The sequence below is a fragment of the Streptomyces sp. NPDC047886 genome (genome assembly GCF_043204435.1).
GTDB lineage: Bacteria > Actinomycetota > Actinomycetes > Streptomycetales > Streptomycetaceae > Streptomyces.
Genome location: NZ_JBIDCF010000002.1, coordinates 249,358 through 276,198, shown reverse-complemented (window position 1 = coordinate 276,198; position 26,841 = coordinate 249,358). Strand labels below are relative to the sequence as shown.

Annotated in this window: 25 protein-coding genes; 19 read left to right on the top strand and 6 right to left on the bottom strand. The window is 72.3% G+C overall.

Annotation, left to right across the window (positions count from 1 at the left end; all coding sequences use genetic code 11):
- Nucleotide 1: 1 nt before the first annotated feature.
- Together ACGF5U_RS06980 and ACGF5U_RS06975 are read left to right on the top strand one after the other, a co-directional pair.
- Entirely contained in the window at nucleotides 2-1,003 is a 1,002-nt protein-coding gene (locus tag ACGF5U_RS06980) for an ABC transporter ATP-binding protein (protein WP_392710952.1), read from the top strand.
- Entirely contained in the window at nucleotides 1,000-2,154 is a 1,155-nt protein-coding gene (locus ACGF5U_RS06975) for an ABC transporter ATP-binding protein (RefSeq protein WP_392710950.1), read from the top strand. Before ACGF5U_RS06980 ends, ACGF5U_RS06975 begins: the two co-directional genes overlap by 4 nt.
- Before the next feature lie 112 nt (nucleotides 2,155-2,266).
- Here ACGF5U_RS06975 and ACGF5U_RS06970 read toward each other — a convergent pair whose 3' ends face one another.
- A complete protein-coding gene (locus ACGF5U_RS06970; protein ID WP_392710949.1) occupies nucleotides 2,267-4,252 on the bottom strand; it encodes an Ig-like domain repeat protein in 1,986 nt (661 codons plus the stop codon).
- A 374-nt stretch (nucleotides 4,253-4,626) separates the two neighbouring features.
- On the opposite strand from ACGF5U_RS06970, the gene ACGF5U_RS06965 reads away from it, so the two are divergent.
- Together ACGF5U_RS06965 and ACGF5U_RS06960 are read left to right on the top strand one after the other, a co-directional pair.
- The gene (locus tag ACGF5U_RS06965; RefSeq protein WP_392710947.1) at nucleotides 4,627-5,304 is read left to right on the top strand and encodes a trimeric intracellular cation channel family protein; all 678 of its coding nucleotides are present in this window, start codon (nucleotides 4,627-4,629) and stop codon (nucleotides 5,302-5,304) included.
- A 38-nt stretch (nucleotides 5,305-5,342) separates the two neighbouring features.
- Nucleotides 5,343-6,170 (top strand): thioesterase family protein, encoded by an 828-nt coding sequence (locus ACGF5U_RS06960; RefSeq protein ID WP_392710946.1) that lies wholly within the window; start codon nucleotides 5,343-5,345, stop codon nucleotides 6,168-6,170.
- A 3-nt stretch (nucleotides 6,171-6,173) separates the two neighbouring features.
- Here the strand turns inward: ACGF5U_RS06960 and ACGF5U_RS06955 are convergent, their stop codons facing one another.
- Nucleotides 6,174-6,803: a TetR family transcriptional regulator gene (locus ACGF5U_RS06955; protein ID WP_392710944.1), complete on the bottom strand. Its 630-nt coding sequence runs from the start codon at nucleotides 6,801-6,803 to the stop codon at nucleotides 6,174-6,176.
- A 115-nt stretch (nucleotides 6,804-6,918) separates the two neighbouring features.
- Here ACGF5U_RS06955 and ACGF5U_RS06950 point away from each other — a divergent pair, with 115 nt between their 5' ends.
- The 3 genes from ACGF5U_RS06950 (at nucleotide 6,919) to ACGF5U_RS06940 (ending at nucleotide 8,788) form a co-directional block, all read left to right on the top strand.
- Entirely contained in the window at nucleotides 6,919-7,173 is a 255-nt protein-coding gene (locus tag ACGF5U_RS06950) for a hypothetical protein (RefSeq protein WP_392710942.1), read from the top strand.
- A gap of 11 nt (nucleotides 7,174-7,184) precedes the next feature.
- Nucleotides 7,185-7,544: a DUF4190 domain-containing protein gene (locus ACGF5U_RS06945; protein WP_392710941.1), complete on the top strand. Its 360-nt coding sequence runs from the start codon at nucleotides 7,185-7,187 to the stop codon at nucleotides 7,542-7,544.
- Nucleotides 7,545-7,624: 80 nt separating this feature from the next.
- A complete protein-coding gene (locus ACGF5U_RS06940; RefSeq protein ID WP_392710939.1) occupies nucleotides 7,625-8,788 on the top strand; it encodes a cysteine desulfurase family protein in 1,164 nt (387 codons plus the stop codon).
- Nucleotides 8,789-8,851: 63 nt separating this feature from the next.
- Here the strand turns inward: ACGF5U_RS06940 and ACGF5U_RS06935 are convergent, their stop codons facing one another.
- Nucleotides 8,852-9,553 (bottom strand): N-acetylmuramoyl-L-alanine amidase, encoded by a 702-nt coding sequence (locus ACGF5U_RS06935; RefSeq protein ID WP_392710937.1) that lies wholly within the window; start codon nucleotides 9,551-9,553, stop codon nucleotides 8,852-8,854.
- Between the two features lie 60 nt (nucleotides 9,554-9,613).
- On the opposite strand from ACGF5U_RS06935, the gene mnmA reads away from it, so the two are divergent.
- Nucleotides 9,614-10,741: a tRNA 2-thiouridine(34) synthase MnmA gene (gene mnmA, locus ACGF5U_RS06930; protein WP_392710935.1), complete on the top strand. Its 1,128-nt coding sequence runs from the start codon at nucleotides 9,614-9,616 to the stop codon at nucleotides 10,739-10,741.
- Between the two features lie 20 nt (nucleotides 10,742-10,761).
- Here mnmA and ACGF5U_RS06925 read toward each other — a convergent pair whose 3' ends face one another.
- On the bottom strand, nucleotides 10,762-11,094 hold the full coding sequence (locus tag ACGF5U_RS06925; protein ID WP_392710933.1) for a DUF427 domain-containing protein: 333 nt from the start codon (nucleotides 11,092-11,094) through the stop codon (nucleotides 10,762-10,764).
- A gap of 59 nt (nucleotides 11,095-11,153) precedes the next feature.
- Here ACGF5U_RS06925 and ACGF5U_RS06920 point away from each other — a divergent pair, with 59 nt between their 5' ends.
- The 11 genes from ACGF5U_RS06920 (at nucleotide 11,154) to ACGF5U_RS06870 (ending at nucleotide 25,151) form a co-directional block, all read left to right on the top strand.
- Nucleotides 11,154-11,693, top strand: coding sequence for a TIGR00730 family Rossman fold protein (locus ACGF5U_RS06920; protein ID WP_392710931.1), 540 nt, complete (start codon nucleotides 11,154-11,156; stop codon nucleotides 11,691-11,693).
- Nucleotides 11,694-11,719: 26 nt separating this feature from the next.
- On the top strand, nucleotides 11,720-12,409 hold the full coding sequence (locus ACGF5U_RS06915; protein ID WP_392710929.1) for an SDR family oxidoreductase: 690 nt from the start codon (nucleotides 11,720-11,722) through the stop codon (nucleotides 12,407-12,409).
- 158 nt (nucleotides 12,410-12,567) lie between these two features.
- Complete coding sequence (locus tag ACGF5U_RS06910; RefSeq protein ID WP_392710927.1) at nucleotides 12,568-13,572, top strand: methionine synthase; 1,005 nt, start codon at nucleotides 12,568-12,570, stop codon at nucleotides 13,570-13,572.
- Between the two features lie 38 nt (nucleotides 13,573-13,610).
- Complete coding sequence (gene ligA / locus ACGF5U_RS06905) at nucleotides 13,611-15,800, top strand: NAD-dependent DNA ligase LigA (protein WP_392711286.1); 2,190 nt, start codon at nucleotides 13,611-13,613, stop codon at nucleotides 15,798-15,800.
- A gap of 258 nt (nucleotides 15,801-16,058) precedes the next feature.
- Entirely contained in the window at nucleotides 16,059-18,170 is a 2,112-nt protein-coding gene (locus tag ACGF5U_RS06900; RefSeq protein ID WP_392710925.1) for a putative bifunctional diguanylate cyclase/phosphodiesterase, read from the top strand.
- A 143-nt stretch (nucleotides 18,171-18,313) separates the two neighbouring features.
- Entirely contained in the window at nucleotides 18,314-18,610 is a 297-nt protein-coding gene (gene gatC, locus ACGF5U_RS06895) for an Asp-tRNA(Asn)/Glu-tRNA(Gln) amidotransferase subunit GatC (protein ID WP_010984178.1), read from the top strand.
- 5 nt (nucleotides 18,611-18,615) lie between these two features.
- Nucleotides 18,616-20,115 (top strand): Asp-tRNA(Asn)/Glu-tRNA(Gln) amidotransferase subunit GatA, encoded by a 1,500-nt coding sequence (gatA, locus tag ACGF5U_RS06890; RefSeq protein WP_392710923.1) that lies wholly within the window; start codon nucleotides 18,616-18,618, stop codon nucleotides 20,113-20,115.
- Nucleotides 20,112-20,351: a hypothetical protein gene (locus ACGF5U_RS06885; protein ID WP_392710921.1), complete on the top strand. Its 240-nt coding sequence runs from the start codon at nucleotides 20,112-20,114 to the stop codon at nucleotides 20,349-20,351. The genes gatA and ACGF5U_RS06885 overlap by 4 nt, the downstream gene beginning before the upstream one ends.
- A gap of 16 nt (nucleotides 20,352-20,367) precedes the next feature.
- On the top strand, nucleotides 20,368-21,882 hold the full coding sequence (gene gatB / locus ACGF5U_RS06880) for an Asp-tRNA(Asn)/Glu-tRNA(Gln) amidotransferase subunit GatB (protein WP_392710919.1): 1,515 nt from the start codon (nucleotides 20,368-20,370) through the stop codon (nucleotides 21,880-21,882).
- A 351-nt stretch (nucleotides 21,883-22,233) separates the two neighbouring features.
- Entirely contained in the window at nucleotides 22,234-24,558 is a 2,325-nt protein-coding gene (locus tag ACGF5U_RS06875; protein ID WP_392710917.1) for an MMPL family transporter, read from the top strand.
- 29 nt (nucleotides 24,559-24,587) lie between these two features.
- Nucleotides 24,588-25,151 carry a GNAT family N-acetyltransferase gene (locus ACGF5U_RS06870; RefSeq protein WP_392710915.1) on the top strand — a complete coding sequence of 188 codons (564 nt, stop codon included), beginning with the start codon at nucleotides 24,588-24,590 and terminating at the stop codon, nucleotides 25,149-25,151.
- Between the two features lie 222 nt (nucleotides 25,152-25,373).
- On the opposite strand, the gene ACGF5U_RS06865 is transcribed toward ACGF5U_RS06870, so the two are convergent.
- Nucleotides 25,374-25,547 (bottom strand): DUF6191 domain-containing protein, encoded by a 174-nt coding sequence (locus tag ACGF5U_RS06865; protein WP_392710913.1) that lies wholly within the window; start codon nucleotides 25,545-25,547, stop codon nucleotides 25,374-25,376.
- 12 nt (nucleotides 25,548-25,559) lie between these two features.
- On the bottom strand, nucleotides 25,560-26,711 hold the full coding sequence (locus ACGF5U_RS06860; RefSeq protein ID WP_392710912.1) for a PQQ-dependent sugar dehydrogenase: 1,152 nt from the start codon (nucleotides 26,709-26,711) through the stop codon (nucleotides 25,560-25,562).
- Between the last annotated feature and the right edge of the window lie 130 nt (nucleotides 26,712-26,841).

Genomic DNA, 26,841 nt, shown 5'->3' with positions numbered 1-26,841 from the left:
CATGCCACTGCTCTCTGTTGACGAACTCACCGTCACCTTCGGCGGACGCGGCCGCAAGCCGTCCACGGCCGTCGACGGCGTCTCCTTCACCGTCGACCAGGGTCAGGTCGTCGGGCTGGTCGGCGAATCCGGCTGCGGCAAGTCCGTGACCTCGCTCGCCCTGATGGGCCTGCTCCCGCGCAAGGGCGTCACCATCGGGGGACGCGCCGAGTTCGACGGCGCCGACCTGCTCACCATGAGCCCGAAGAAGCTGCGGGACATGCGCGGCAGCCGACTCGCGATGATCTTCCAGGACCCGCTGTCCTCGCTGAACCCGGTCGTCCCGATCGGCGTCCAGGTCACCGAGATCCTGCGGCGCCACCGCGGCCTGAAGGGCGAGGCCGCCCGCAAGGAGGCCGCGCACCTGCTGGACCGGGTCGGCATCCCCGACCCGGCCCGGCGGCTGAAGGAGTACCCGCACCAGCTGTCCGGCGGCATGCGCCAGCGCGCCCTGATCGCCATGGCCGTGGCCTGCGCGCCCCGGCTGCTCATCGCCGACGAGCCGACCACCGCGCTCGACGTGACCATCCAGGCGCAGATCCTGGAGCTGCTCAAGGAACTCGTGGACCAGGAGGGCACCGCCCTGCTGATGATCACCCACGATCTGGGAGTCGTCGCCGGCCTCTGCGACCAGGTCAACGTCCTGTACGCGGGCCGGGCCGTCGAGTCCGCGGGCCGCCGGGAGCTGTTCGCGCACCCCACGCACCCGTACGCGCACGGACTCCTCGGCTCCATCCCGCGGCTGGACGCCCCGCGCGGCGAACCGCTCAACCCGATCCGCGGATCCATCAACGACAAGATCGCCTGGGCCGACGGCTGCGCCTTCGCGCCCCGCTGCGACTTCTACACGATGGAGTGCCTGACCGGCACACCCGAACTGACCGAACCGCGCGCCGAGGGCCACCAGGTGCGCTGCGTCAACCCGGTCCTGCCCGCAGCGGACCAGTCGGAGGTCTCGGCATGAGCCTGCTCGAACTCGACGGGGTGAAGGTCCACTTCCCCGTCAAGAAGGGCCTCTTCTTCGACCGTACGGTCGGCCATGTGTACGCCGTCGACGGGGTGTCCCTGAAGGTCGAGGCCGGCCAGACGTACGGCCTGGTGGGCGAGTCCGGCTGCGGCAAGACGACCCTCGGCCGGGCCGTGCTGCGGCTGGTCGACGTCACGGACGGCGAGGTCCTCTTCGACGGTACGGACCTGGCGAAGCTGCCCGACGAGGAGATGCGCAGGTTCCGGCGCCGGCTCCAGATGGTCTTCCAGGACCCGCTGGGCAGCCTCAACCCGCGGCAGAACATCGAGTCCATCCTCAGCGAGGGCATGGCCGCGCACGGCATCGGCGCGAACCAGGAGGAGCGCCGGGAGAAGATCAAGGCGATCCTCGCCCGCGTCGGTCTGCCGACCAACGCGCTCTCCCGCTACCCCCACGAGTTCTCCGGCGGCCAGCGGCAGCGCATCGGCATCGCCAGGGCGCTGGTGCTGGAGCCGGACGTCATCATCTGCGACGAGCCGGTCTCGGCGCTGGACGTGTCCATCCAGGCCCAGGTCATCAACCTGCTGGAGGAGCTCCAGGAGCAGCTGGGCCTGACGTACCTGGTCATCGCCCACGACCTGGCCGTGGTCCGGCACATCTCGGACGTCATCGGGGTCATGTACCTCGGGTCCCTGGTGGAGGAGGCGCCCAGCGACGCGCTGTACGCGTCGCCCAAGCACCCCTACACCAAGGCCCTGATGTCGGCGGTGCCGGTGCCCGACCCGGAGGTCGAGGACCGCCGGGAGCGCATCCTGCTCCGCGGGGACCTCCCCTCCCCGGCCAACCCTCCGGCGGGCTGCCGCTTCCACACGCGCTGCCCGTGGGCGCGGCCCCGCTGCGCCGAGGAGCGCCCCGCCCTGACGGACGTCGGCGACGGCCACAAGGTCGCCTGCCACTTCACGTCCGAGATCGAGGCGGGCACGCTGGAACCCACCCGCCCGACGGGCGTGGAAGCGGTCCTGGGCACGGCGGACGCGGAGATCCCGGCCCAGGGAGCCGCCGAGGAGACCACCACCGAGACCACCACCGAGACCGCCGGGAAGACCGTCACGGGGACCACGGGGACCACGGGGATCACGAAGACCTGACGTCCGGCCGCCGAACGGGGAACGGCTCCCACGCACAGGTGCGTGGGAGCCGTTCTCACGTCGCCGTCCGCCGGTCCGTTCGCCGGTGGCCGGTGGCCGGTCGCCGTACGGGCTAGTTGGTGAAGTACAGGTACTTCCAGGTCCCGTGCGTCGTGTAGTTGACGTTGTCGCCCGAGCTCGTGTCGATGTACGAGGAGCGGATCCGGGCACGCAGGCCGGAGGTGCCGGAGGCGCCCAGGTTGACGGTGGACTTCCCGTAGGAGTTCAGCGCGAAGAACTCGGAACCGCCGTCGTACCACGTGCCGTTGTAGTACACCTGGATCTGGAGCCGCTGCTTGCGGCCGGTGTAGTACGTCATCGACGTGGTGGCGATCACGTCGGTGCTCTTGCGGTAGTAGTAGTACGTCGTGGTGCCGATCTGGCCCGTCTTGTAGTGACGGGACGGAGTGGTGGAGACGTTCACCTTGGCGTAGGCGGTCGACTTCACCGCCTTCGGCGCGTAGCGGGCGTCACCCGCGAAGACCGCCGTCACGGCGGTGTCACGGGTCATGTCCAGGACGACCGACAGGTTGCCGCTGGAGTTGACCGTGCCCCGCTTCACCAGCCGCTTGGGCTTGTCGGCGCCGTACGGGTCGGCCCAGATCTCGACGACACGGTTCTTGTACGTGGTGCCGAGGTGCGCCGTGAACGACACGTCGGCGCCGTACGCCCAGACGCTGGCGTTGCGGTTCAGCGTCAGCGAGGTCGCCAGCCGGGACACCTGGACCGCCACGGCCGCCGCCGTCGCGGTGTGCGTGGCACCGCCCGCGTACGCCACCCGGTAGGTGACCTTGCCGCCGGCCGGCGGGATGTCGGTGAACGCGAACGCGCCCGTCGAGTCCACCTTCGCCGGGGCGATGACCTTGCCCGCCGGGGACTCCAGGTCGATACGGGTCACCGTCAGCGGCGTCCCCGCCGGGAGCGGCACGGTCGCGGTGACCTTGCCCTTGACCGTGAGCGGCTTCGCGCGGGCCGCGGTGGTGGGCGCGGTGAGCGTGATCTTCGGCACCGACTTGGTGGGGTCGGTGAAGGTGCGCAGCGTACGCGCGCCCTGGCTGTTGATCGACACCGCGAACAGGCGGGCGCCGCCCGGCTCCCAGGCGAGGGCTCCCTCGACGAGGGTGTCACCACCGCTGGACGTGCCGGTGTTGGGGAACTCGTAGCGCCGTACCGGGCTCGTGGAGCCGGGCAGGAAGACGTGCACGTCCGGGTCGTACCAGGAGCTGGTGCCGGCCGCGACCGTGCCGTCGGCGCCGACGGCGACGCTGTTCGCGTAGTGCGCACCGGTGTTGTACGCGCCGGCCTCGGTCAGGTCGGAGCTCTGCCAGACCGTGTGGGTGCCGCCGGGCGAGGCGGTGATGATCTTGCTGCCGTCCGGGGTGAACGCGGCGTCCGCGACCCGGCCGGACGCCCTGGTGCTCGCCGCCGGGGTCGCCTCGCCGGACGTGACGTCGTAGACCCGCAGCACACCGGGCGAGCCCTGGGTGTCCGCTGCCGCGATCCTGTCGGTCGCGCCAGGGGCGGCGGCCAGCAGCGGCGCGCGGTACCAGCCGTACGCGTCGTCCTGGTCCAGCGCCACGACGGGCTCGGCGCCGGAGACGTCGAGCGAGCCGATGTCGCCGTTGCCCCCCGTGCCGTAGCCGAACCACACCTTGTCGCCGGTGACCGCGAGGGTCATCGGGTCGGTGTCCGCGCCGGTGGCGTACCGGCCGGTCTCGGTGACCGTCTGCGGGTCGAGCGCCACGATCGCGTCGCTGCCGGGTACGGCCGCGTACAGCCTGTCCTGCGCGGCGTTCAGGGCGAGCCCGTTCACGCCGGGCAGTGCGCCGACGCTGGTGAGCACCGTACCCGCGTAGTCGGTGGCGACGATCCTGCCGCTCTGCGGGTCGCTGATGAACACGCGCTGGTGCGCGCTGTCGACGACGACCTCACCGACCGAGGAGACGGGAAGGAGCTTGGCGGAGTCGGCCGACGCCGGACCCGCCGTGCCGGCGACGAGCGCCGCCGAGCTGAAGAGGACCGCGAGCGCCGTCGCGGTCGAGATGCTGCGCCTGTGCACAGTGATGAGAACCCCCCACGAAGAAACCCGGTGGATGGCCGGGTGACATGAGAAGGCCGCGCGCCGCCCCCGCGCCCAGAAGGCGCCGGTCGCGCGACCGTTGGACGCAGCGTATGGCATGTCAGTGACACCGGCGTACCGGGATTTCCCCGAGGGCGGTCACGGCGGTCGGGGCGGGGTCACGGGTGGTGGCCACGGGTGGTGGCCACGGGCGCGGCCGGGCGGGGACTGCGCGGGGCCGGGGCGGGGTGCGCGGGGACGGACCGAGGAACCGGGCGGGTGCGCGCGGGGCCGGGGTGGGGTGCTCGGGGCCGGGCGGAGGAACCGGGCGGGTGCGCGCGGGGCCCGGGTGGGGAAAGAGATAGAACTGTCCGGTGCTCCTGGATCTGTTCACGCCGTCCGTGCTCCACGCCCTCGACCTCGCCGGGATCTTCGTCTTCGCGATCTCCGGCGCGCTGCTCGCCGTCCGCAAGAACTTCGACGTCTTCGGCATGGCCGTCCTCGCCGAGGTCACCGCGCTCGGCGGCGGGCTCTTCCGCGACCTGGTCATCGGCGCCGTACCGCCCGCCGCCTTCACGGACCTCGGGTACTTCGTGATGCCCCTGGTGGCCACGGCCCTGGTGTTCTTCCTGCACCCCGTGGTGGAGCGGACGCAGGCGGCCGTCAACGTCTTCGACGCCGCCGGGCTCGGCCTCTTCTGCGTGGCCGGGGCCACCAAGGCGTACGACTACGGGCTCGGCCTGACGTCCTCCGCCGTGCTGGGCCTCGCCACCGCCGTCGGCGGCGGCGTCCTGCGGGACGTCCTCGCCAACGAGGCGCCGTCGCTGCTGCGCTGGGACCGCGACCTGTACGCGGTGCCGGCGATCGTGGGCGCGGTGATGGTGGTGCTGTTCATCCGGTTCGAGCTGCTGAACCCCTTCACCAGCGGCCTCGCGGCGGCGACCACGTTCGTGCTGCGGCTGCTCGCCCTCCGCTTCCACTGGCGGGCGCCGCGCGCCTGGAACCGGCGCTCCGCCGCGACCGAGGAACCCCCCGGCAAAGCTACCGCTTAGTAATTGCTTGTTGTACGGTTCTGGCCATGGACAGGAGTATGGACAGCACCAGTCAGTTCGACCGCGACACCGCGGTGACCCTCCGCGTGCCCGGCGTCTACGACACGGAGCTCGCCGCCGACTGGACGATCTTCGGTGTCGTCAACGGCGGCTACCTGCTCGCCCTGCTGGGCCGCGCCCTCGGCGACGCCCTGCCGCACCCGCACCCCTTCTCGGTCTCCGCCCACTACCTGGCGCCCTCCCTGCCCGGCCCGGCCGTGATCCGTACCGAGACCGTGCGCACCGGCCGCACCCTCTCCACCGGCCAGGCCTCCCTGTACCAGCGGGCCGAGGACGGCACCGAGGTCGAGCGCATCCGGGTCATGGCCACGTACGGGGACCTGGACGCCCTGTCCGGCGACGTCCGCACGACCGCCAAGCCCCCGGCCATCCCCCCGTACGAGCACTGCTTCGGCCCCTCGGACGCGCCCTCGCCGCTGCCCGGCTCCTCCGCCATCGCCGAGGTCCTCGACCTCAAGCTCGATCCGGCGACCGTCGGCTGGGCCGTCGGGGCCCCCTCCGGCAAGGGCGAGATGCGCGGCTGGTTCGGCCTCGCCGACGGCCGGGACCCCGACCCGCTCTCGCTGCTCCTCACCGTCGACGCGCTGCCGCCGACCGCCTTCGACCTCGGCCTGCGCGGCTGGACGCCGACCGTCGAACTCACCACCCACATCCGCTGCCGCCCCGCCCCCGGGCCGCTGCGCGTCTCCATCGCCACCCGCAACCTCGCCGGCGGGTTCCTGGAGGAGGACGCCGAGGTCTGGGACAGCGCCGACCGTCTGGTCGCGCAGTCCCGTCAACTCGCCCGCGCGCCCCGGGACATGTGACCCTCAGTCCAGCCAGTGGCGGCTGCCCAGGACCACCAGGCGCAGCCGCCGTCGCGCTTCCCCGGCCACCCGCGCGCGGGCTCCGGAGTCAGGCCCCGCCGCCAGGAACGCGGACGCGGTCGACACCATGAGGTCGACGTACAGCCGGGCCAGCATCAGCAGGTCGTCCCGCGCCCAGCCGGCCGCCTCCGGCAGCCGGGCCAGTTCGTCGGCGACCTCGTCGGCGAACCGGTCGAGCTGGTCCCCGATCGCGTCGCGCACCGGCCGGACCCCGCCGTGCCGCTCGCGGGCGAGGAACCGGACGTGCGCCGGGTGCTCGCGCACCAGCCGGTCGATCAACTCGACCGCGCCCGCGATCCGTTGGTCGCTGTCACGCTCGCCCGTCGCGGCGAGCGTGGAGACGATCGTGCCATGGAGGCTGCCGAGCGCCTCCTCCACCAGGGCGACCCCGAGATCCGCCGTGTCGCGGAAGTGCCGGTAGAACGCCGTAGGGGCGACGCCGACGGCCCGGGTCACCTCGCGCAGGCCGAGACTGCTCAGGCTCTGCTCCTCCAGCAGCGCGAGCGCGGCGTCGAGCAGTGCCTGACGGGTCTTCCGCTTCTGGGCCTGCCGGATGCCGGTGGTGTGACTCATGCCATGCAGTAAACAACTGTTCTCCCAAGGGAGCCAGCGCCCGCATATGTAGACTCGTGAGTCAGTGAACAGTTGTCCTCCAAGCTCTGTCCCACGACCCACGAGAGGCAGCCCCATGCTCGTCCTCGTCGCCGCACTCCTCGTCCTCGGTATCGTCATGGGCACCGCCGCGCTCGTGCCGGTCCCCGTGACCGTCACCCTGGCCGGCGTCATCGCCGCATGGCTGCTGGTCTTCGCCGCCCGTGAGCGACTCGCCCGCAGGCGCACCCGCGTCCGGACCCCCGCCTCCGCGTCCCCCTCCGCGTCGGCGTCCACCCCCACCTCCACCTCCGCATCTGCCTCCGCATCCGCTGACGTCCGCATCCGCTGAGGAGTCCCGCCATGGCACTCACCGCCCGTCCGGCAGCGCGCACGACCCACGCCCCGCGAACCGTCCGTCCGGCGGCCCGCACGACCGGCGACCCGCGAACCGTCCGTCCGGCAGTGGGCGCCTTCGCCCGTGAGGCGCGACGCGAGTCCGACGACATGGCCGTCGCCGCGTTCGTCCTCGGCCTCGTCGGCCTGCTGGTCCTCAACATCGTCCTCGGGCCGATCGCCATCGGCCTCGCGGCCATCGCCCTGCGCCGCGGCACCGCCCGGCGCGGCCGCGCGCTGCTCGGGCTCGCCCTCGGCGTCGCCGACCTCGCCCTCCTGGCGGCCCTGACCACCCTGAACGGCACCGTCTCCTGGAGTCTGGGCTGAGCCGCGCGCGAGCCTGAACCGAGTCTGGCCGGATACGCCCCCGTCGGGGTGCGGTCCCGGGCTCGTAGAATCGGTTCACCATGGCTTACCTCGACCACGCCGCGACCACTCCGATGCTTCCGGAGGCGATCGAGGCGATGACCGCCCACCTCGCCGTCACCGGGAACGCGTCCTCCCTGCACGCCGCCGGGCGCCGTGCCCGCCGTACGGTCGAGGAGGCGCGCGAGACCCTCGCCGACGCGCTGGGCGCCAGACCCAGCGAGATCGTGTTCACCTCCGGGGGCACCGAGGCCGACAACCTCGCGGTCAAGGGCCTGTACTGGGCGCGCAGGGACGCCGACCCGCGCCGCGTGCGCGTCCTCACCAGCCCCGTGGAGCACCACGCGGTCCTCGACGCCGTGCACTGGCTCGGCGAGCACGAGGGCGCGACCGTCGAGTACCTGCCCGTCGACACGTACGGCCGGGTCCACCCGGACGCGCTGCGCGAGGCCGTCGCACGCGACCCCGGCAGTGTGGCGCTGGCCACCGTGATGTGGGCCAACAACGAGATCGGCACCCTCATGCCGGTCGCCGAACTCGCCTCCGTCGCCGCCGAGTTCGACATCCCGCTGCACACGGACGCGGTCCAGGCCGTCGGCCAGGTCCCCGTCGGCTTCACCGACGCCGGGGTCGCCGCCCTGACCGTCTCCGGCCACAAGATCGGCGGCCCCTACGGCATCGGGGCGCTGCTCCTCGGGCGCGAGTACGGCCCGGTCCCCGTGCTGCACGGCGGCGGCCAGGAACGCCATGTGCGCTCCGGCACCCTGGACGTCCCCGCCGTCGCCGCCTTCGCCGTCGCCGCCCGGCTCGCCGCCGAACGGCAGGCCGAATTCGCCCGAGACATCGGCGCGTTGCGCGACGAACTCGTCGACGCCGTCCGCACGGCCGTCCCGGACGCCGTCCTCGGCGGCGACCCCGACGGCCGGCTGCCGGCCAACGCGCACTTCGCCTTCCCCGGCTGCGAGGGCGACTCCCTGCTCCTGCTCCTGGACGCCCAGGGCATCGCCTGCTCCACCGGCTCCGCCTGCACCGCCGGTGTCGCCCAGCCCAGCCATGTGCTGCTGGCCACCGGAACCGACCCGGACCTCGCCCGCGGCACCCTCCGCTTCTCGCTCGGCCACACCTCCACCCGCGCGGACGTCGAAGCCGTCGCCAAGGCCATCGGCCCCGCGGTGGAGCGGGCGAGGACGGCGGGCCTCAGCTGACGGCGGCCTCCGGCCCGACAGCGTTCCGCGATCACGCGGCGGGCCTCACCTGACCCGTGGGCGTCAGCCGTCCGAGCCGGCCGCCGGCGCGGACGCGGGCGCGACAGGGGGCGCCGACGTACGCGCCGCCGCGGCGGCCCGTACGAGCCCCAGGTAGCGGTCCCAGTCCCAGTGCGGCCCCGGGTCGGTGTGGTCGGTGCCCTCAACCTCCACATGGCCGATGATGTGCTCCCGGTCCACGGGTATGCCGTACCGGGCGCAGACGTCGGCCGCCAGCCGCGCCGACGACGCGTACATCGCCGCCGTGAAGTCCTGCGGACGGTCCACGAACCCCTCGTGCTCGATCCCGACACTGCGCTCGTTCATGTCCCGGTTGCCCGCGTGGAACGCCACGTCCAGCTCGCGGATCATCTGCGCGATACGCCCGTCCTTGCCGACCACGTAATGCGCCGCCGCGCCGTGGCCGGGGTTCTTGAACACCCGCAGAGCCGTGGCGAAGCTGCCCTGCACCACATGGATCACGATCCGGTCCACGGTGTAGTCGTCCGGCCGGTCCGCCCGCCGCCAGTTCGCCCGCGCCGCCGCCGTCCACTCGGCGCCCGCGTGGTCGAGCTCACCCTCGACCCGCTTCTTCTCCATCCCGGGCAGCCGCCACCAGGCACGCCTCAGCTCGTCCCAGCCCAGCACGGCCGCGCCCGCCACGGCGGCACCGCCGCCGATCAGGACCGCCCGCCGCCCCACCCGCCCGCTCTTCTCACTCCCCATGTGATCGCCAACGGATACGCACACGACTTCGGTTCCCGGGCCCCTTACCCTGGTAGGGCTATGACTCAGACTCCGCAGCGCCCCCTCCGTGTCCTCGCCGCCATGTCGGGCGGTGTGGACTCCGCCGTCGCCGCCGCCCGCGCCGCCGAAGCGGGGCACGACGTGACCGGGGTGCACCTGGCGCTCTCCGCGAACCCGCAGTCGTTCCGCACCGGCGCGCGCGGCTGCTGCACCATCGAGGACTCCCGCGACGCACGCCGCGCCGCCGACGTCATCGGCATCCCCTTCTACGTCTGGGACCTCGCCGAGCGGTTCCGCGAGGACGTCGTGGAGGACTTCGTCGCGGAGTACGAGGCCGGCCGCACCCCCAACCCGTGCCTGCGCTGCAACGAGAAGATCAAGTTCGCGGCACTGCTCGACAAGGCGCTCGCCCTCGGCTTCGACGCGGTCTGCACCGGCCACTACGCCACGGTCGTGACCCGCGAGGACGGCACCCGTGAGCTCCACCGGGCGTCCGACATGGCCAAGGACCAGTCGTACGTCCTCGGCGTCCTGGACGACAGGCAGCTCGCCCACGCGATGTTCCCGCTCGGCGACACCCTCACCACCAAGGACGAGATCCGCGCCGAGGCCGAGCGGCGTGGACTGGCCGTCGCCAAGAAGCCCGACAGCCACGACATCTGCTTCATCGCCGACGGCGACACCCAGGGCTTCCTGGCGTCCCGCCTCGGCAGGGCGGAGGGCGACATCGTCGACGAGGACGGCAACACGATCGGCAGCCACGAGGGCGCCTACGGCTTCACCATCGGCCAGCGCAAGGGCCTGCGCATCGGCCGACCGGCCCCCGACGGCAAGCCCCGGTACGTCCTGGACATCTCCCCCGTGAACAACACCGTGACCGTCGGCCCGGCCGAGGCGCTCGACGTCACCGCGCTCACCGCGATCAAGCCGCGCTGGTGCGGCACGGCCCCCGACGGCCCCGGCACGTACACGGCCCAGCTCCGCGCGCACGGCGGCGAGACCGAGGTCACGGCCGCCCTGGAGGACGGCGAGCTGAAGGTGGCCTTCACGGAGCCGGTCCGCGGTGTGGCCCCCGGCCAGGCGATCGTCCTCTACGACGGCACCCGCGTGGTCGGCTCCGCCACCATCGCCACGACCACCCGCCGCACCGCCGCCGTCACCGCCTGACCCTCCGGAGGGGGCCGGGTTCAGGCGGCGCGCACCGTCTCCGTCTCGTAGAAGCAGACGTGCCCCTTGATCGGCGCGACCTCCGGCTCGGGGTCCTCGTACGCCCACACCGCGTCCCGCGCGCCCGGCAGGGACCAGTACGTCGCCGTGCCCTTGAACGGGCAGTACGTCCGCGTGTCGGACCGCGTCAGCGCGTCCGTCGCCACGTCCTCCAGCGGCAGGTAGTAGCGGACGGGACAGCCCGTCTCGCGGAGGACCAGCGGCCGCCGGCTCTCCGCGACGACCCGGCCGTCGTGGACGACCCGTACGTGCTGCGTGCCCTGCTCGACGGTGATGCGGTGTCCTGTGGTCATGACACGCTCAACGTCACCCGCCCGTACCGGATTCCCCGGCCGCCTCGTACGGTGGCGCCATGGACATCTGCGTCTTCCTCTCCGCCGCCGACCTCGACGACCGTTACACCCGCCCCGCGCGGGAGTTCGCCGAACTGCTCGGCAAGGGCGGGCACACACTCGTGTGGGGCGGCTCGGACGTCGGTCTGATGAAGGTCGTGGCGGACGGCGTGCAGGAGGCGGGCGGCCGGCTCGTCGGCGTGTCGGTCGAGTTCCTCTCCGCCAGGGCCCGTTCCGGCGCCGACGAACTCGTCGTCACCAAGGACCTCGCCGAGCGGAAGGCGCAGATGCTGGCCAGGTCCGACGCGATCGTCGTCCTCGTCGGCGGGATGGGCACGCTGGACGAGGCCGCCGAGATCCTGGAGCTGAGGAAGCACGGCCTGCACACCAAGCCCGTGGTCGTCCTCAACACGGACGGCTTCTACGACGGACTGAAGCAGCAGTTCCGGCGCATGGACGCGGAAGGGTTCCTGCCGCTGCCGCTCACCGACCTCGTCTTCTTCGCCGAGGAGCCGGTCGCGGCGCTCGCCTACCTGGAGGAGGCCGCCGGGATCCGGTGACCCGGCGGGGTGCGAGCATGGCCCGTATGGCTACCCATCTGATCACCGGCGCGGGCTCCGGCATCGGCGCCGCCGTCGCACGCCGGCTGCGCGAACGGGGCGACGACCTCATCCTGCTGGCCAGGGACGCCGGCCGCGCCAAGGAACTGGCGGACACCTACCCCGGCGCCCGTACCCTCGTCGGCGACCTCGCCAACCCGGACCGGCTTTCCTGGGCGTTCTCCCACCAGACGCTGCCCGACCGGCTGGACTCCCTGCTGCACATCGCGGGCGTCGTCGATCTCGGCCAGGTCGGCGACCTCACCACCAGGGCCTGGCGCACCCAGCTGGAGGTGAACCTCATCGCCCCCGCCGAGCTGACCCGGCTGCTCCTGCCCCAGCTGCGCGTGTCCCAGGGGCACGTGGTCTTCGTCAACTCCGGTGCGGGGCTCAAGGCCCACGCCGGCTGGTCCGCGTACGCCGCCTCCAAGCACGGGCTGAAGGCCCTCGCCGACGCGCTCCGCGAGGAGGAGCACGCGGGCGGCGTACGGGTCACGTCCGTGTACCCGGGCCGTACCGCCAGTCCCATGCAGGCCAAGGTCCACCAGCAGGAGGGCAAGGAGTACGACGCGTCCCGCTGGATCGACCCGGAGTCGGTGGCGACGACGGTCCTGATGGCCCTCGACCTGCCGCGCGACGCCGAGGTCAACGACCTGACGGTCCGCCCGGGCCGCTAGTGACCTGAGTCGGAGACCCCGGCGGCCGACATCCGGCCCCCGGCTCCGGTCGTCCCGGTCCGCGACCCGGGCGGCCGAGTCCCCGGCCCCGGGCGGCCGGGCACCACCCCTCCGGACACCGGCGCGACCGGGACCGGCACGGCACGTACCCTGCCCGAGTGAGCGAGAACTACGACTTCAGCTGGGGCCCCGCCACCGGGGTCGGTTCCATGCCGGGCGGGGACGCGCGGGAGGCCGCGAAAACCGTCGCGGGCTCCTTCGAGGACTTCGTCCATCTGCCCGAGCTGCCCGCGCGCGGCCCCGGCGCCGACATGATCGGGCGGACCATCGGGCTGCTGGTCGAGATGTACGCCCACGTGGAGCCGAGCGGCTGGCGGATCAGCGACCGGCCGGGGCGGGACACGCGCAGGGCCACCTCCTGGATGGGCGAGGACCTGGACGCCCTGGAGGAGTTCACCCAGGGGTACGAGGGCCCGCTGAAGGTGCAGGCCGTCGGCCCGTGGACGCTCGCCGCCGCCCTGGAGCTCCGGGGCGGCGAGGCCGCGCTCGGCGACCCGGGCGCGTGCCGGGACCTGACGGACTCGCTGTCCGAGGGGCTGCGGCTGCACCTGGCGGAGGTGCGGCGGCGGGTGCCGGGCGCCCGCGTCGTGCTCCAGCTCGACGAGCCGTCGCTGACGGCGGTGCTGCAAGGGCGGATCCGCACGGCGAGCGGCTACCGGACCCACCGCGCGGTGGACCGGCAGGTCGTGGAGGGCGCGCTGCGGGGGCTCACCGAGCTGCACGACGGGCCCGTCGTCGTGCACTCCTGCGCCCCGGACGTGCCGTTCGCGCTGCTGCGCCGGGCCGGCGTCGCGGGTATCTCGTTCGATTTCGGTCTGCTTACCGAGCGTGACGAGGAACAGATCGGTGAGGCGGTCGAGGGCGGCACGAAACTGCTCGCGGGCGTGGTGGCGTCCTCCGACGGCCCGTTGTCAGACCCTGCCGGTAGCGTCCATGGTGTCAGGACGCTGTGGCGCAGGCTGGGGCTGAATCCGGGGACTCTCGCGGAGTCCGTGGTGATCACTCCGACGTGCGGGCTGGCGGGCGCTTCGCCCGCGTACGCCCGGCGTGCGCTCGCGCAGTGCGTCAAGGCGGCGACATCGCTCGCTGACAACCCTGAGTGATGAGCCTGAGTGACGTGGACGAGCGAGCAACGGGAGGAATGACGGTGGCTGTCGAACACCACGACGTCGTGCCGGCGGAGGCACGGGAGAAGCACGCGCAGCTGGCCGAGCAGGTCGAGGAGCACCGCTTCCGGTACTACGTGAAGGACCAGCCGGTCGTCAGCGACGCCGAGTTCGACCGGCTGCTGCGCACCCTGGAGGCCCTGGAGGACGAGTACCCGGAGCTGCGGACGCCGGACTCGCCGACGCAGAAGGTCGCCGGGGCGTACGAGACGGAGTTCACCGCCGTCCAGCACCGTGAGCGCATGCTCTCGCTCGACAACGCCTTCGACGACACCGAGCTGGCCGCCTGGGCCGAGCGGGTCGCGCGGGACGTCGGCAGCGCCTCCCACCGCTTCCTGTGCGAGCTGAAGGTCGACGGGCTCGCCGTGAACCTGACGTACGAGAAGGGCCGGCTGACCCGGGCCGCCACCCGTGGCGACGGCCGCACCGGCGAGGACATCACGCCCAACGTCCGCACCATCTCCGACATCCCGGACCGGCTGAAGGGCGACCACGTCCCCGATCTGGTCGAGATCCGGGGCGAGGTCTTCTTCCCGATGGAGAAGTTCGAGGAGCTGAACGCGCGTCTGGTGGCGGCGGGCGACAAGCCGTTCGCCAACCCGCGCAACGCGGCCGCCGGTTCGCTGCGCCAGAAGGACCCGAGGATCACCGCCACCCGTCCCCTGCACATGGTGGTGCACGGCATCGGCGCGCGCGAGGGCCTCTCCATCGACCGGCTGTCGCAGGCGTACGAGCTGCTGCGCGAGTGGGGCATGCCGACCGCCCGGCACAACCGGGTGGTCGACGGCCTCGACGGTGTAAGGGAGTTCATCGCGTACTACGGCGAGCACCGGCACTCGGTGGAGCACGAGATCGACGGCGTGGTCGTCAAGCTGGACGAGATCCCGCTCCAGGGGCGGCTCGGCTCCACGGCGCGGGCGCCGCGCTGGGCCATCGCGTACAAGTACGCCCCCGAGGAGGTCAACACCAAGCTGATCGCCATCCGCGTGGGTGTCGGGCGCACCGGCCGGGTGACGCCGTACGCGCAGGTGGAGCCGGTCACGGTCGCGGGCTCCGAGGTCGAGTTCGCCACGCTCCACAACCAGGAGGTGGTGAAGGCCAAGGGTGTCCTCATCGGCGACACGGTGGTGCTGCGCAAGGCCGGCGATGTCATCCCGGAGATCCTCGGGCCCGTGGTGGACCTGAGGGACGGCACCGAGCGGGAGTTCGTGATGCCCGCCGAGTGCCCGGAGTGCGGCACGGCGCTGAAGCCCATGAAGGAGGGGGACATCGACCTGCGGTGTCCCAACAGCCGCACCTGCCCCGCACAGCTGCGTGAACGGCTGTTCTATCTCGCCGGGCGGGAGTGTCTGGACATCGAGAACTTCGGCGAGGTGGCCGCGGCCGCGCTGACCCGGCCGCTGGAGCCCGCCGAGCCGCCGCTGACCGACGAGGGGGATCTGTTCGACCTCACGATCGAGCGGCTGCTGCCCATCAAGGCCTATGTCCTCGACTCCGACAGCGGACTGCCGAAGCGGGACCCGAAGACGGGCGATGACAAGATCGTCACCGTGTTCGCCAACCAGAAGGGCGAGCCGAAGAAGAACGCCCTGGCGATGCTGAAGAACATCGAGGCGGCCAAGGAGCGTCCGCTCGCCCGGTTCATCAACGGCCTGTCCATCCGTCATGTCGGCCCGGTGGCCGCCCAGGCGCTCGCCCGAGAGTTCCGTTCCATCGACCGGATCGAACAGGCGACCGAGGAGGAGCTCGCGGCGGTCGACGGCGTCGGCGGCATCATCGCGACCTCGGTCAAACAGTGGTTCGAGGTGGACTGGCACCAGGAGATCCTGCGCAAGTGGCGGGCGGCGGGTGTCCGGTTGGAGGAGGAGGGCGCCGGTGAGGAGGAGGGGCCGCGGCCGCTGGAAGGACTCACCGTCGTCGTCACCGGGACCCTGCAGGAGTTCACGCGGGATGGCGCAAAAGAGGCGCTCCAGAGCCGCGGGGCGAAAGTGACGGGTTCCGTTTCGAAGAAGACGTCCTTCGTGGTGGTCGGTGACAACCCCGGTTCCAAGTACGACAAGGCGATGCAGCTGAAGGTTCCGGTTCTGGACGAGGAAGGCTTCACCGTCCTCCTGGAACAAGGCCCGGACGCCGCTCGCGAGGCGGCCGTACCCGTCGAACAGTAGGGCGGGAGCGTCCGGAAAAGGTCACCCGTTCAGCGCATACCAGATGGATAAGGGTGGCTGGGTCGCATTCGGGCAAGAGCAGTAGAGCGCTGCCCGTCGCAGCCTTCAGCGGCCTACTGTTGAGAGGTGCGCCTGTCGTGCACGGATGCCTCGGGGCGTCCCCGGCCCGTCAGGAGTCCGGGGATGGACCTCCCGCCGTGGCGGCATGACGACGGACCAGCGCGTGGCAACGGCACCGCCGGCTGTGAGAGGGACGGAATGAAACCGACCGAGAGTGCCGCCCCGGTCTCGCGGCCGCGTGCGTACGTGGCCTTCGCGGGCATCGCTTCCAGGCTCCCCGCCGTCGTGGCGGCCCTCGCCGCCCTCGCCCTCGCGACCGGCTTCTACCGCGCGGTCCGCGACGGCCACGCCCTGTTCCCCGGCGGTGTCACGGGCTGGTCCCTCGCGGTGCTCAGCGGCATCGTCGTCGGCCATCTCGTGGCCCTCGGCCGCGACCGCTGGTGGGGCGGCACCGGCTCCGGCGCCGCCCTCACCCTCGCCGTCCTGCTGCTGTACGGCTGGGTGCCCGCCGGACTGGTCAGCCTCGCCGTCGTCGTGCTCGTCGGCGCCGCGCGCCGCCACCGCTGGCGGCAGGGCCTGCTGCACGGCGCGGCCGACGTCCTCGGCATCGGCGCGGCGGCACTCGTCCTCGCCGCGTTCGGTGACGTTCCGACCGTCGAACAGCCGTGGCAGCCCCTCCAATGGGGGATCGCGGACGTACCGGAAGTCGCGCTCGCCGCCGGCGCCTACCTGCTGGTGACCCGGGTGGTCCTGTGGTACACGCTCGCCCCGCAGGGCGGCGGACTGCCCACCGCGGCCCGCACCGCGCTCCTGCGCCAAGGGCTCGTCGCCGTCGCGCTCCTCGGTATCGCCCCGCTCATCTGCGTCGTCGCCGTCTCCCTGCCGGTGCTCCTGCCGCTGTTCGCCGTGCCCTTAATCGCCCTGGACTCCACGCTCTGGATCGCCCGTGCCCGGGCGGAGGAACAACTGCGCGACCCGCTCACCGGGCTGCCCAACCGTCAGTGGCTCCTCGAACGCACCTGGGCCGCCCTGGAGTCGGCCGACGGCCAAGGAGCCCGCGCCGCCCTCGTGCTGATCGACCTCGACCGCTTCCGGTCGGTCAACGACACGCTCGGTCATCTGGCGGGCGACCGGCTGCTCCTCCAGATCGCCGAACGGCTGCGGCTCGCCCTGCCCCGAGGGGCGGAGGCCGCACGCCTCGGCGGCGACGAGTTCGCCGTACTCCTCCCCACCGCCGACTCCACCACGAGCGCCCAGCGCATCGCCCGCCATCTCGCCGCCGAGCTGTCCTCACCGCTCGACCTCGACGGCCTCACCCTCGTCCTGGAGGCCAGCGCGGGCGTCGCCGTCTTCCCCGACCACGCGCTCGACGCGGAGGGGCTGCTCCAGCGGGCCGACGTCGCCATGTACCAGGCCAAGCGGGACCGCACGGGGGTCGAGGTGTACGAGTCCAAGCGGGACTCCAACACCCCCGACCGGCTCGGACTCCTCGGCGACCTCCGCCGCGCCCTCGACGCCGGCGATGTCGAACTGCACTACCAGCCCAAGGTCCGGTTCGACGGCCATGTCGCCGGCCTGGAGGCCCTGGTGCGCTGGGTCCACCCCGAGCGCGGCCGCGTCCCCCCGGACGAGTTCATCGCCATCGCCGAGTCCTCCGGGCTGATGCCGCACCTCACCGAATACGTCCTGGAGACGGCGCTCGGCCAGGTCGCCAGGTGGCGCAAGCAGGGCCTGGAGGTGCCCGTCGCGGTGAACGTCTCCCCGCGCGACGTCCACAGCCCCGGCTTCGCCGGCGCCGTCGCCGCCCGGCTCGCCCGCCACGGTGTCCCGGCGGGCTCCCTCCAGCTGGAGATAACGGAACACGTCCTGCTGGAGGACCCCCAGCGCGCCGCCGACACCCTCGCCGGGCTCACCGGGCACGGCGTCAAGATGTCCCTGGACGACTTCGGCACCGGCTACTCGTCTCTGGTCCACCTGCGCCGCCTCCCGGTGAGCGAGCTCAAGATCGACCGCTCGTTCGTCGCCCGGCTCGCGGTCGACAACGAGGACGCCGAGATCGTCCGCTGCACCGTCGACCTCGCCCACTCCCTGGGCCTCCTCGTGGTCGCCGAGGGCGTCGAGGACGACGAGACCTGGGAACGGCTGCGCGACCTCGGCTGCGACGCCGTGCAGGGCTGGCTGGTCGCGGCCGCGATGCCGCCGAGCGAGACCACCGCCTGGCTCCGCGCACGCGAACACGGCTGGCGCCGCCCCGCGGCGGCGCTCCCGCCCGCCCCGTCGGACCAGCCGTCGGGCCAGGCCGTCACCTAGGGGTGTCCGGCGGCGAAACCGCCCGCCAGGAACGACCGTCCGGAGCCCCGGTGCCGACGGGACGGCAAACCGTTTCACGGGCACCGGGGCCCGACCCATAGGATTGGGCCAAAACCATCACACTCACCCCTGAGGATCGCCGCATGCCTGGCATCACGCGCGAGGAGGTCGCTCACCTCGCCCGGCTGGCACGTCTGGAGCTGAAGGCAGAAGAGCTCGACCACTTCGCCGGACAGCTCGACGACATCATCGGCGCGGTCGCCCGCGTCTCCGAGGTCGCCGACCAAGACGTACCGCCGACCTCCCACCCGCTGCCGCTGACCAATGTCATGCGCGCGGACGAGGTCCGTCCGTCGCTCACCCCCGAGCAGGCGCTCTCCGGCGCCCCTGCACAGGAGCAGCAGCGTTTCAAGGTGCCGCAGATCCTGGGGGAGGACTGACCGTCATGACGGACAACCAGATCATCAAGCTCACCGCCGCGGAGATCGCGGCGAAGATCGCGTCAGGCGAACTCACCGCCGTCGAGGTCACCGAGGCCCACCTCGCCCGGATCGCCGCCGTGGACGAGAAGGTCAACGCCTTCCTCCACATCGACCGCGAGGGCGCCCTCGCGCAGGCCCGCGCCGTCGACGCCAAGCGGGAGCGCGGCGAGGAGCTCGGCCCGCTCGCGGGCGTCCCCCTCGCGCTGAAGGACATCTTCACCACCCGGGACATGCCGACCACCGTCGGCTCCAAGATCCTCGAGGGCTGGCTCCCGCCATACGACGCGACGCTCGTCAAGAAGCTGCGCGCCGCCGACATCGTGATCCTCGGCAAGACCAACATGGACGAGTTCGCCATGGGGTCCTCCACCGAGAACAGCGCCTACGGCCCCACCGGCAACCCCTGGGACCTCACGCGGATCCCCGGCGGCTCCGGCGGCGGCTCGTCCGCCGCGCTCGCCTCGTACGAGGCGCCGCTCGCCATCGGCACCGACACCGGCGGTTCCATCCGCCAGCCGGCCGCCGTCACCGGCACCGTCGGCGTGAAGCCGACGTACGGCGGGGTCTCCCGCTACGGCATGGTCGCGTTCAGCAGCAGCCTCGACCAGGGCGGGCCCTGCGCCCGTACCGTCCTCGACGCCGCGCTGCTCCACGAGGTCATCGCCGGGCACGACCCGATGGACTCCACCTCCATCGACGCGCCGGTCCCGCCCGTCGTGGAGGCCGCCAGGAACGGCAGCGTCCAGGGCCTGCGCGTCGGCGTCGTCAAGCAGTTCCGCGGCGAGGGGTACCAGGCCGGTGTCCTGCGGCGGTTCGACGAGTCCGTCGAACTGCTCAAGGAGCTCGGCGCCGACATCGTCGAGCTGGACTGCCCGTCCTTCGACCTGGCGCTCTCCGCTTACTACCTGATCGCCCCGTCCGAGTGCTCCTCCAACCTCGCCCGCTTCGACGGCCTGCGCTACGGCCTGCGGACCGGCGACGACGGCACGCGCTCCGCCGAGGACGTCACCTCGCTCACCCGTGAGGCCGGCTTCGGCGACGAGGTGAAGCGCCGCATCATGCTCGGCACGTACGCGCTCAGCTCGGGCTACTACGACGCCTACTACGGCTCGGCGCAGAAGGTCCGTACGCTCATCACCCGGGACTTCGAGAAGGCGTTCGAGCAGGTCGACGTGATCGTCTCGCCGACGACCCCGACCACCGCCTTCCCGATCGGCGAGCGCGCCGACGACCCGATGGCCATGTACCTGGCCGACCTGTGCACCATCCCGACCAACCTGGCCGGCAACGCCGCCATGTCGCTGCCCTGCGGCCTGGCGCCGGAGGACGGTCTGCCGGTCGGACTGCAGATCATCGCCCCCGCCCTGAAGGACGAGCGCCTCTACAAGGTGGGCGCCGCCGTCGAGGCCGCCTTCGTGGCACGCTGGGGCCACCCGCTGCTGGAGGAGGCTCCTTCGCTATGAGCGCACTGACCAAGGCCAAGGGCTTCAAGAAGTCCCGGACCGGTACGTACCTGTCCATCGGCACCACCGCGTTCGGCGCGCTGAGCGTGATCAAGCAGGCTCGCAAGGCCCGCTCCGAGCACGACACGCTGCAGCTCGTGGACGCGGTCGTGTCCGCCGCTGCGATCGTCACCGGCCTCGCCATCCTGGTGCGCGAACTCAAGCGCATCGGTGACGACGACGTCCTGTTCGGCTGAGAGGGAAAGTTTCACCGTGACCGTCACGACTGACCTGGTGTCGTACGAGGACGCCCTCGCCACCTTCGATCCCGTCATGGGACTCGAAGTGCACGTCGAGCTCGGCACCAAGACCAAGATGTTCTGCGGCTGCTCCACCGAGCTGGGCGCCGATCCGAACTCCCAGACCTGCCCCGTGTGCCTCGGCATGCCCGGCGCGCTGCCGGTCGTCAACGCGACCGGCGTCGAATCCGCCATCCGGATCGGTCTCGCCCTCAACTGCGAGATCGCCGAATGGTGCCGCTTCGCCCGGAAGAACTACTTCTATCCGGACATGCCGAAGAACTTCCAGACCTCCCAGTACGACGAGCCGATCGCCTTCAACGGCTACCTGGACGTCCAGCTGGAGGACGGCGAGGTCTTCCGCGTGGAGATCGAGCGCGCCCACATGGAGGAGGACACCGGCAAGTCCACCCACGTCGGCGGTGCCACCGGCCGTATCCACGGCGCCTCGCACTCGCTCCTGGACTACAACCGGGCCGGCATCCCGCTGATCGAGATCGTCACCAAGCCGATCGTCGGCGCGGGCGAGCGCGCTCCCGAGGTCGCCAAGGCGTACGTCGCCGAGCTGCGCGAGCTCATCCGGGCGCTCGGCGTGTCCGAGGCCCGCATGGAGATGGGCCAGATGCGCTGCGACGTGAACCTGTCGCTGCGCCCCATCGGCAGGGAGAAGTTCGGCACCCGCAGCGAGACGAAGAACGTCAACTCGCTGCGGTCGGTCGAGCGGGCCGTCCGCTATGAGGTGCAGCGGCACGCCGCCGTCCTCATCGGCGGCGGCACGATCATCCAGGAGACGCGCCACTTCCACGAGGACGACGGCTCCACCACGTCGGGGCGGGTGAAGGAGGAGGCCGAGGACTACCGGTACTTCCCGGAGCCCGACCTCGTACCGGTCGCCCCGTCCCGCGAGTGGGTCGAGAAGCTGCGCGCCGAGCTGCCCGAGCTGCCCCGCGTGCGCCGCAACCGGCTGCGCGAGGAGTGGGGCGTCTCCGAGCACGACATGCAGTCCATCCTCAACGCCGGCGCGATCAGCCCGATCATCGCGACGATCGACGCGGGCGCCCCGGCCGACCAGGCCCGCAAGTGGTGGATGGGCGAGCTGTCCCGGCACGCCAACGAGTCCGGCAAGGCCCTGGACGAGCTGCCGATCACCCCGGCGCAGGTCGCCCGGGTCACCGAGCTCGTCACCTCCGGCGACCTCAACGACAAGCTGGCCCGCCAGGTCATCGAGGGCGTCCTCGCGGGTGAGGGCGACCCCGACACCGTCGTCGAGAAGCGCGGCCTGAAGGTCGTCTCCGACGAGGGCGCGCTCGGCACGGCGGTCGACGAGGCCATCGCCGCCAACGCCGCGATCGCGGACAAGATCCGCGGTGGCAAGGTGGCCGCGGCCGGCGCCCTGGTGGGCGCGGTCATGAAGGCCACCCGGGGCCAGGCGGACGCGGCGCGCGTGCGCGAGCTGATCCTGGAGAGGCTGGGCGTCAGCGAGGGCTGAGCCCCGGGCCATACGCGGCCCCTTCCGTACGTCCACGAGGGCGGCGCACCGGACGACCGGTGCGCCGCCCTCGCCGTACGGGGCCGGGGTGCCGGACAGAGCCCCGGCGGCGGCGGGACACGGACCGGCGCGGCGGGACAGAGCCGTTGTGCGCGCGATGGCGCGCCGGACGGTACGCCGGTCCGGGGACGGAGGTCCCGGGCTGCCGCACACCGCCATCCGGGCCTGTGAGTAAGCCCACGAAAGGGGCAAACGATCACTTTTGGCTGCCAAAGTAGCCGCATATAGGTCATGTGTTCTGTCGGGGCAGTTCCCGATGAAGATCCACGAACCACTCCAGGGAGCAACCCGTTGGCAGCACTCGCCCGGTGGTGTGTCACCCACCGCCTCGTCGCCGTCGTGCTCTGGTTCCTCGCCCTCGGCGGAGTGTCGGCAGCGGCCGGATTCGCCGGTTCCGCGTACTCCAACGACTACGAGGTCCCGGGCACCGAGTCGGGCCGCGCCACCTCCGTGCTCCAGGAGGCGTTCCCCGGCCAGGGCGGCGAGAGCGGCACCATCGTCTGGCACACGGAACGCGGCAGCGTCCGCGCGGCCGACGTCCAGCAGCGCGTGTCGGCGATGCTCGACAAGGTCGGTGAGCTGCCCGGCGTCGCCGCCGTCACCGGCCCGTACAGCGGCGGCGACATCGCCGAGGTGACCCCGCGTGGCGCCGGTCAGGACTCCGACCAGGCGGCCGGAGCCGCCGAGGCCGCCGAGGCGGCGGCCCGGTCGGCGGCCACCCGCTCCGACAGCGGCGACCAGGGGCGGATCAGCGAGGACGGGCGTACCGCGTACGCCACCGTCACCTTCGACCAGCAGGGCTCCGACATCCCGCCGGAGCAGGCACAGGCCCTCGTCGACACGGCACGCTCCGCGGCCGACGACACCCTCCGGGTGGAGATCGGCGGCGGGGTCGCCGCGCTCACCGCGAGCGGTGGAGGCCATATCGCCGAGATCGTCGGTGTGGTCGTCGCCGCTCTCGTGCTCTTCATCGCGTTCGGCTCGTTCGCCGCGAGCCTCCTGCCGATCGCCACCGCGCTCGTCGGCGTCGGCACCGCCTACTCGGGCATCGTGCTCCTCGGCCATGCCATGACCGTCGCCGACTTCGCCCCCATGCTCGGCATGCTCATCGGGCTCGGCGTCGGCATCGACTACGCCCTGTTCATCGTCACGCGCCACCGCAAGGGCCTCAAGGCGGGTCTCCCCGTCGCCGAAGCCGCGCGGAACGCCGTGGCCACCACCGGACGTGCCGTCGTCTTCGCCGGAGCGACGGTCTGCATCGCCCTGCTCGGCATGCTCATCCTCCGGCTCAGCTTCCTCAACGGTGTCGCCATAGCGGCGTCGCTGACCGTCGTCCTCACCGTCGCCGCGTCCGTGACCCTCCTGCCCGCGCTGCTGTCCTTCATCGGGATGCGGGCCCTGTCGCGCCGCGAACGCCGCCGCCTCGCCGACCACGGCCCGGAGCCGGAGCTGCCCACCGGCTTCGCCGCCCGCTGGTCCGCGTTCGTGGAGCGCCACCCCAAGAAGCTCGGCGCGGTCGCCGCCGTCGTCATGCTGCTGCTGGCCCTGCCCACGCTGTCGCTCCGCCTCGGCACATCCGACCAGGGCAACGACCCGGCCACGACGACCACCCGACAGGCGTACGACCTGCTCGCCGACGGCTTCGGCCCCGGCGTCAACGGGCCGCTCACCCTGGTCGCCCAGCTCGACGGCGCCGACGACCGGCTCGCCATGAACGAACTCCCCGCGCAGCTGCGCGCCACCGCCGGCGTCGAGTCGGTCGGCCCCGTCATGTACAGCGGCAGCGGCAACACGGCCGTCGTCAGCGTCGTCCCGGACTCCGCGCCCCAGTCGCAGGAGACCAGCGAGCTGGTCGACCGGCTGCGCGACCAGGTCCTCCCGGCGGCCGAGCACGGCACGTCGCTGGACGTGCACGTCGGCGGCGTCACAGCCGCGTACGACGACTTCGCCCAGGTCATCATCGGCAAGCTCCCGCTCTTCGTCGGCGTCGTCATCGCCCTGGGCTGCCTGCTGCTCCTGCTCGCGTTCCGGTCCATCGGCATCCCGCTGAAGGCCGCGCTCATGAACGTCGCCGCCGTCGCGTCCGCGTTCGGGATCGTCGTCGCGATCTTCCAGTGGGGCTGGGGGAGCGAACTGCTCGGCCTCGGCCGGGCGGGCCCCATCGAACCGTTCCTGCCGGTGATCGCCGTTTCGGTGCTCTTCGGCCTCTCCATGGACTACCAGGTGTTCCTGGTGAGCCGCATGTACGAGGAGTGGCTGGAGACCGGCGACAACCGCCGGGCCGTACGGGTGGGCCTCGCCGAGACCAGCCGTGTCATCAACTCCGCCGCCGTCATCATGATCGCCGTCTTCCTGGCGTTCGTGCTCTCCGGCGACCGGGTGATCGCGATGTTCGGCATCGGGCTCGCCGCCGCCGTGGCACTCGACGCGTTCGTGCTCCGCACGCTGCTCGTGCCCGCGCTGATGCACATGCTCGGCGGCGCCAACTGGTGGCTGCCCCGCTCCCTCGACCGGCTGCTGCCCCGCATCAGCATCGAGCCCCCCGAGTGCCGGGAACCGGCCCGTGGGAAGATCCCCCGGGACCGCGCGAGCGAGGACGGAGAGCTCGTGCCGTAGCCGCCGCACCGGCGGAGGGGGAGACCACCATGTTCACGAAGTCCCTGGGGGACGACGGCGCCGAACTCGGCCCGCTGGAGCCCTGGCACGCCGAGGAGTACCTCGCCCACCTCGACCGGGGCCGGGACTTCATCGGGCAGTACATCGCGCTGGCCGCGGTGGCCCCGGACCTGGCGTCGGCCCGCGCCTTCCTCCAGGCGTACGCCGAGAAGGCCGCCTCCGACACCGGCCGTCTCTACGGCATCCGGGTCGACGGCCGGCTCGTCGGCGGCGTCCTGTTCCGTACCATGGACGTCGCCCAGGGCACGGCCGAGGCGGGCTGCTGGCTGGAGCCATCGGCCGTCGGCCGGGGCCTGGTCACCCGCGCCGCCCGCGCCGTCATCGACTGGGCGGTGGACGAACGGGGCATCCACCGGATCGAATGGCTGGCGGCCGCAGGCAACACCGCGAGCCTCAAGGTCGCCGAGCGGCTCGGCATGACCAGGGACGGCGTCCTGCGGGAGAGCTACCTCTACCGGGGCGTACGCCATGACATGGAGGTCTGGTCCGTCCTGGCCCCGGAGTGGCGCGCCCGCCGGAACGACCACCGCTGAGACCCCCACCGGGCCCGTCATGCGCCGCCGCCCGCGCCGCGCCCGCCGCCTGCCCGCGCCTGCCCGCACCACCCGTCCGCGCCGCGCCTGCCCGCACCACCCGTCCGCGCCGCGCCTGCCCGCACCACCCGTCCGCGCCGCCGACCGCGCGCCCACTCGGCCCCCGGCCGGGGCCGCGCCCGTTCCGGGCTCGGACCGGACGTGCTCGCGGGCCGGCGGGCGTCATGGCTCCCGGGGGTGTTCCGGCCGTATGGTGACCTTTCCCGAGGCCAGGTCTATCGGTCCGCGCGCGGGGTCGTTGTCACCGAGGTCCTCGCGCGTCAGCTCCAGCCGCCGGAGCTCGTCGTCGGTGTGCTTGCGGCCCGGCGCGAAGAGCTCTTCCATCATGTTGAACACGGGATACCGCCCTCACTCCACCTCCAGCTGGAGGATCTTGTCGTCGCCGGACTCCGGGGTGCCCCGGGTGTCGGTCTCGCTGGTGACGAGCCACAGCCTGTTCCCGCCCGCCGCCAGCACGGTGCGCAGCCGTCCGTGCTTCCCTTCCAGGAACGCCTGGGGTTCCGCCGAAGTTTCCGTCCCGGCCAACGGGACGCGCCACAGCCGCTCGCCCCTCAGTGACGCCATCCACACGGACCCCTGCGCGAAGGCGATCCCGCTCGGTGACGACTCGGCCGTCCGCCACTGCGCCACGGGGTCGACGAACCCGGAGCGCCCGCCCCTGCCCTCCACCTCCGGCCAGCCGTAGTTCTTGCCCGGCTCGATCAGATTGAGCTCGTCCCAGGTGTTCTGCCCGAACTCCGACGCCCACAGCCGCTTCTCCGGGTCCCAGGCGAGGCCCTGCACATTGCGGTGCCCGTACGAGTAGACGACGGAGTCCGCCGACGGATTGCCGTGCACCGGCCGGCCGTCCGGCGTCATCCGCAGGATCTTGCCGCCCAGCGACTCCTTGTCCTGCGACAGACCGGTGTCGCCGGTCTCCCCGGTGCCCGCGTAGAGCATGCCGTCCGGGCCGAACGCGATACGGCCCCCGTTGTGGACGAAGCCCTTGGGAATGCCCCGCAGGATCGTGTCGGGCGCACCCAGCTGCTGCCCGGCCGGCTTCTTCTCGTCGTACAGCATCCGGGCGATGCGGTTGTCGGACTCGGTGGTGAAGTACGCGTACACCAGACGGTCGGAGGCGAACTTCGGGGAGACCGCCAAGCCCATCAGACCGCCCTCACCGCGCGGCGCGACCCCGGGCACCGAACCGATCACGGTCTGCTCGCCGCTGTCGGCGTCGACACGCGTGATGGTGCCCTCGTCACGGGAGGAGACCAGCAGGTCCCCGTCGGGCAGCGCGGCCAGGCCCCACGGCGACTTGAGCCCGTCCGTGAGCGTGGCCATCACGCGTACGGAGCCCTTGGCGGGCGGGGCGGACGGCGAGGCCGCGCGCGTCGCGGGAGCGGACGTCCCGGACGTCCCGGACGGCGTGGCGCTGCGCCCACCCTGCGGCGGGCCGCCCCCGTCCGACGTACACCCGGTCGCCAGCACCAGCGCGGCAGCGGCCAACACGGCGGTCACAGCAGGACGTTGCACGGTCCGGATCCCTTCCCCGACGGGTGTGAGCTCCGCCCACCCTAGGCGGTGTCCCGCCGTCCGGGCGGGAGCGCGAGCCCGCCGGGAGCGGGAAGGGGGCCCCGGGGGCGCCCCC

What these genes read in the sequence shown, in the direction of transcription:
- ACGF5U_RS06915 (WP_392710929.1), top strand. Translation starts at nt 11,720, where the DNA reads ATGGCTACCCATCTGATCACCGGCGCGGGCTCCGGCATCGGCGCCGCC.
- gatC (WP_010984178.1), top strand. Translation starts at nt 18,314, where the DNA reads ATGCCTGGCATCACGCGCGAGGAGGTCGCTCACCTCGCCCGGCTGGCA.
- ACGF5U_RS06925 (WP_392710933.1), bottom strand. Translation starts at nt 11,094, where the DNA reads ATGACCACAGGACACCGCATCACCGTCGAGCAGGGCACGCAGCACGTA.
- ligA (WP_392711286.1), top strand. Translation starts at nt 13,611, where the DNA reads ATGACGGTGGCTGTCGAACACCACGACGTCGTGCCGGCGGAGGCACGG.
- ACGF5U_RS06935 (WP_392710937.1), bottom strand. Translation starts at nt 9,553, where the DNA reads ATGGGGAGTGAGAAGAGCGGGCGGGTGGGGCGGCGGGCGGTCCTGATC.
- ACGF5U_RS06940 (WP_392710939.1), top strand. Translation starts at nt 7,625, where the DNA reads ATGGCTTACCTCGACCACGCCGCGACCACTCCGATGCTTCCGGAGGCG.
- ACGF5U_RS06920 (WP_392710931.1), top strand. Translation starts at nt 11,154, where the DNA reads ATGGACATCTGCGTCTTCCTCTCCGCCGCCGACCTCGACGACCGTTAC.
- ACGF5U_RS06945 (WP_392710941.1), top strand. Translation starts at nt 7,185, where the DNA reads ATGGCACTCACCGCCCGTCCGGCAGCGCGCACGACCCACGCCCCGCGA.
- ACGF5U_RS06870 (WP_392710915.1), top strand. Translation starts at nt 24,588, where the DNA reads ATGTTCACGAAGTCCCTGGGGGACGACGGCGCCGAACTCGGCCCGCTG.
- ACGF5U_RS06950 (WP_392710942.1), top strand. Translation starts at nt 6,919, where the DNA reads ATGCTCGTCCTCGTCGCCGCACTCCTCGTCCTCGGTATCGTCATGGGC.
- ACGF5U_RS06975 (WP_392710950.1), top strand. Translation starts at nt 1,000, where the DNA reads ATGAGCCTGCTCGAACTCGACGGGGTGAAGGTCCACTTCCCCGTCAAG.
- gatA (WP_392710923.1), top strand. Translation starts at nt 18,616, where the DNA reads ATGACGGACAACCAGATCATCAAGCTCACCGCCGCGGAGATCGCGGCG.
- ACGF5U_RS06900 (WP_392710925.1), top strand. Translation starts at nt 16,059, where the DNA reads ATGAAACCGACCGAGAGTGCCGCCCCGGTCTCGCGGCCGCGTGCGTAC.
- ACGF5U_RS06955 (WP_392710944.1), bottom strand. Translation starts at nt 6,803, where the DNA reads ATGAGTCACACCACCGGCATCCGGCAGGCCCAGAAGCGGAAGACCCGT.
- ACGF5U_RS06980 (WP_392710952.1), top strand. Translation starts at nt 2, where the DNA reads ATGCCACTGCTCTCTGTTGACGAACTCACCGTCACCTTCGGCGGACGC.
- mnmA (WP_392710935.1), top strand. Translation starts at nt 9,614, where the DNA reads ATGACTCAGACTCCGCAGCGCCCCCTCCGTGTCCTCGCCGCCATGTCG.
- ACGF5U_RS06885 (WP_392710921.1), top strand. Translation starts at nt 20,112, where the DNA reads ATGAGCGCACTGACCAAGGCCAAGGGCTTCAAGAAGTCCCGGACCGGT.
- ACGF5U_RS06960 (WP_392710946.1), top strand. Translation starts at nt 5,343, where the DNA reads ATGGACAGCACCAGTCAGTTCGACCGCGACACCGCGGTGACCCTCCGC.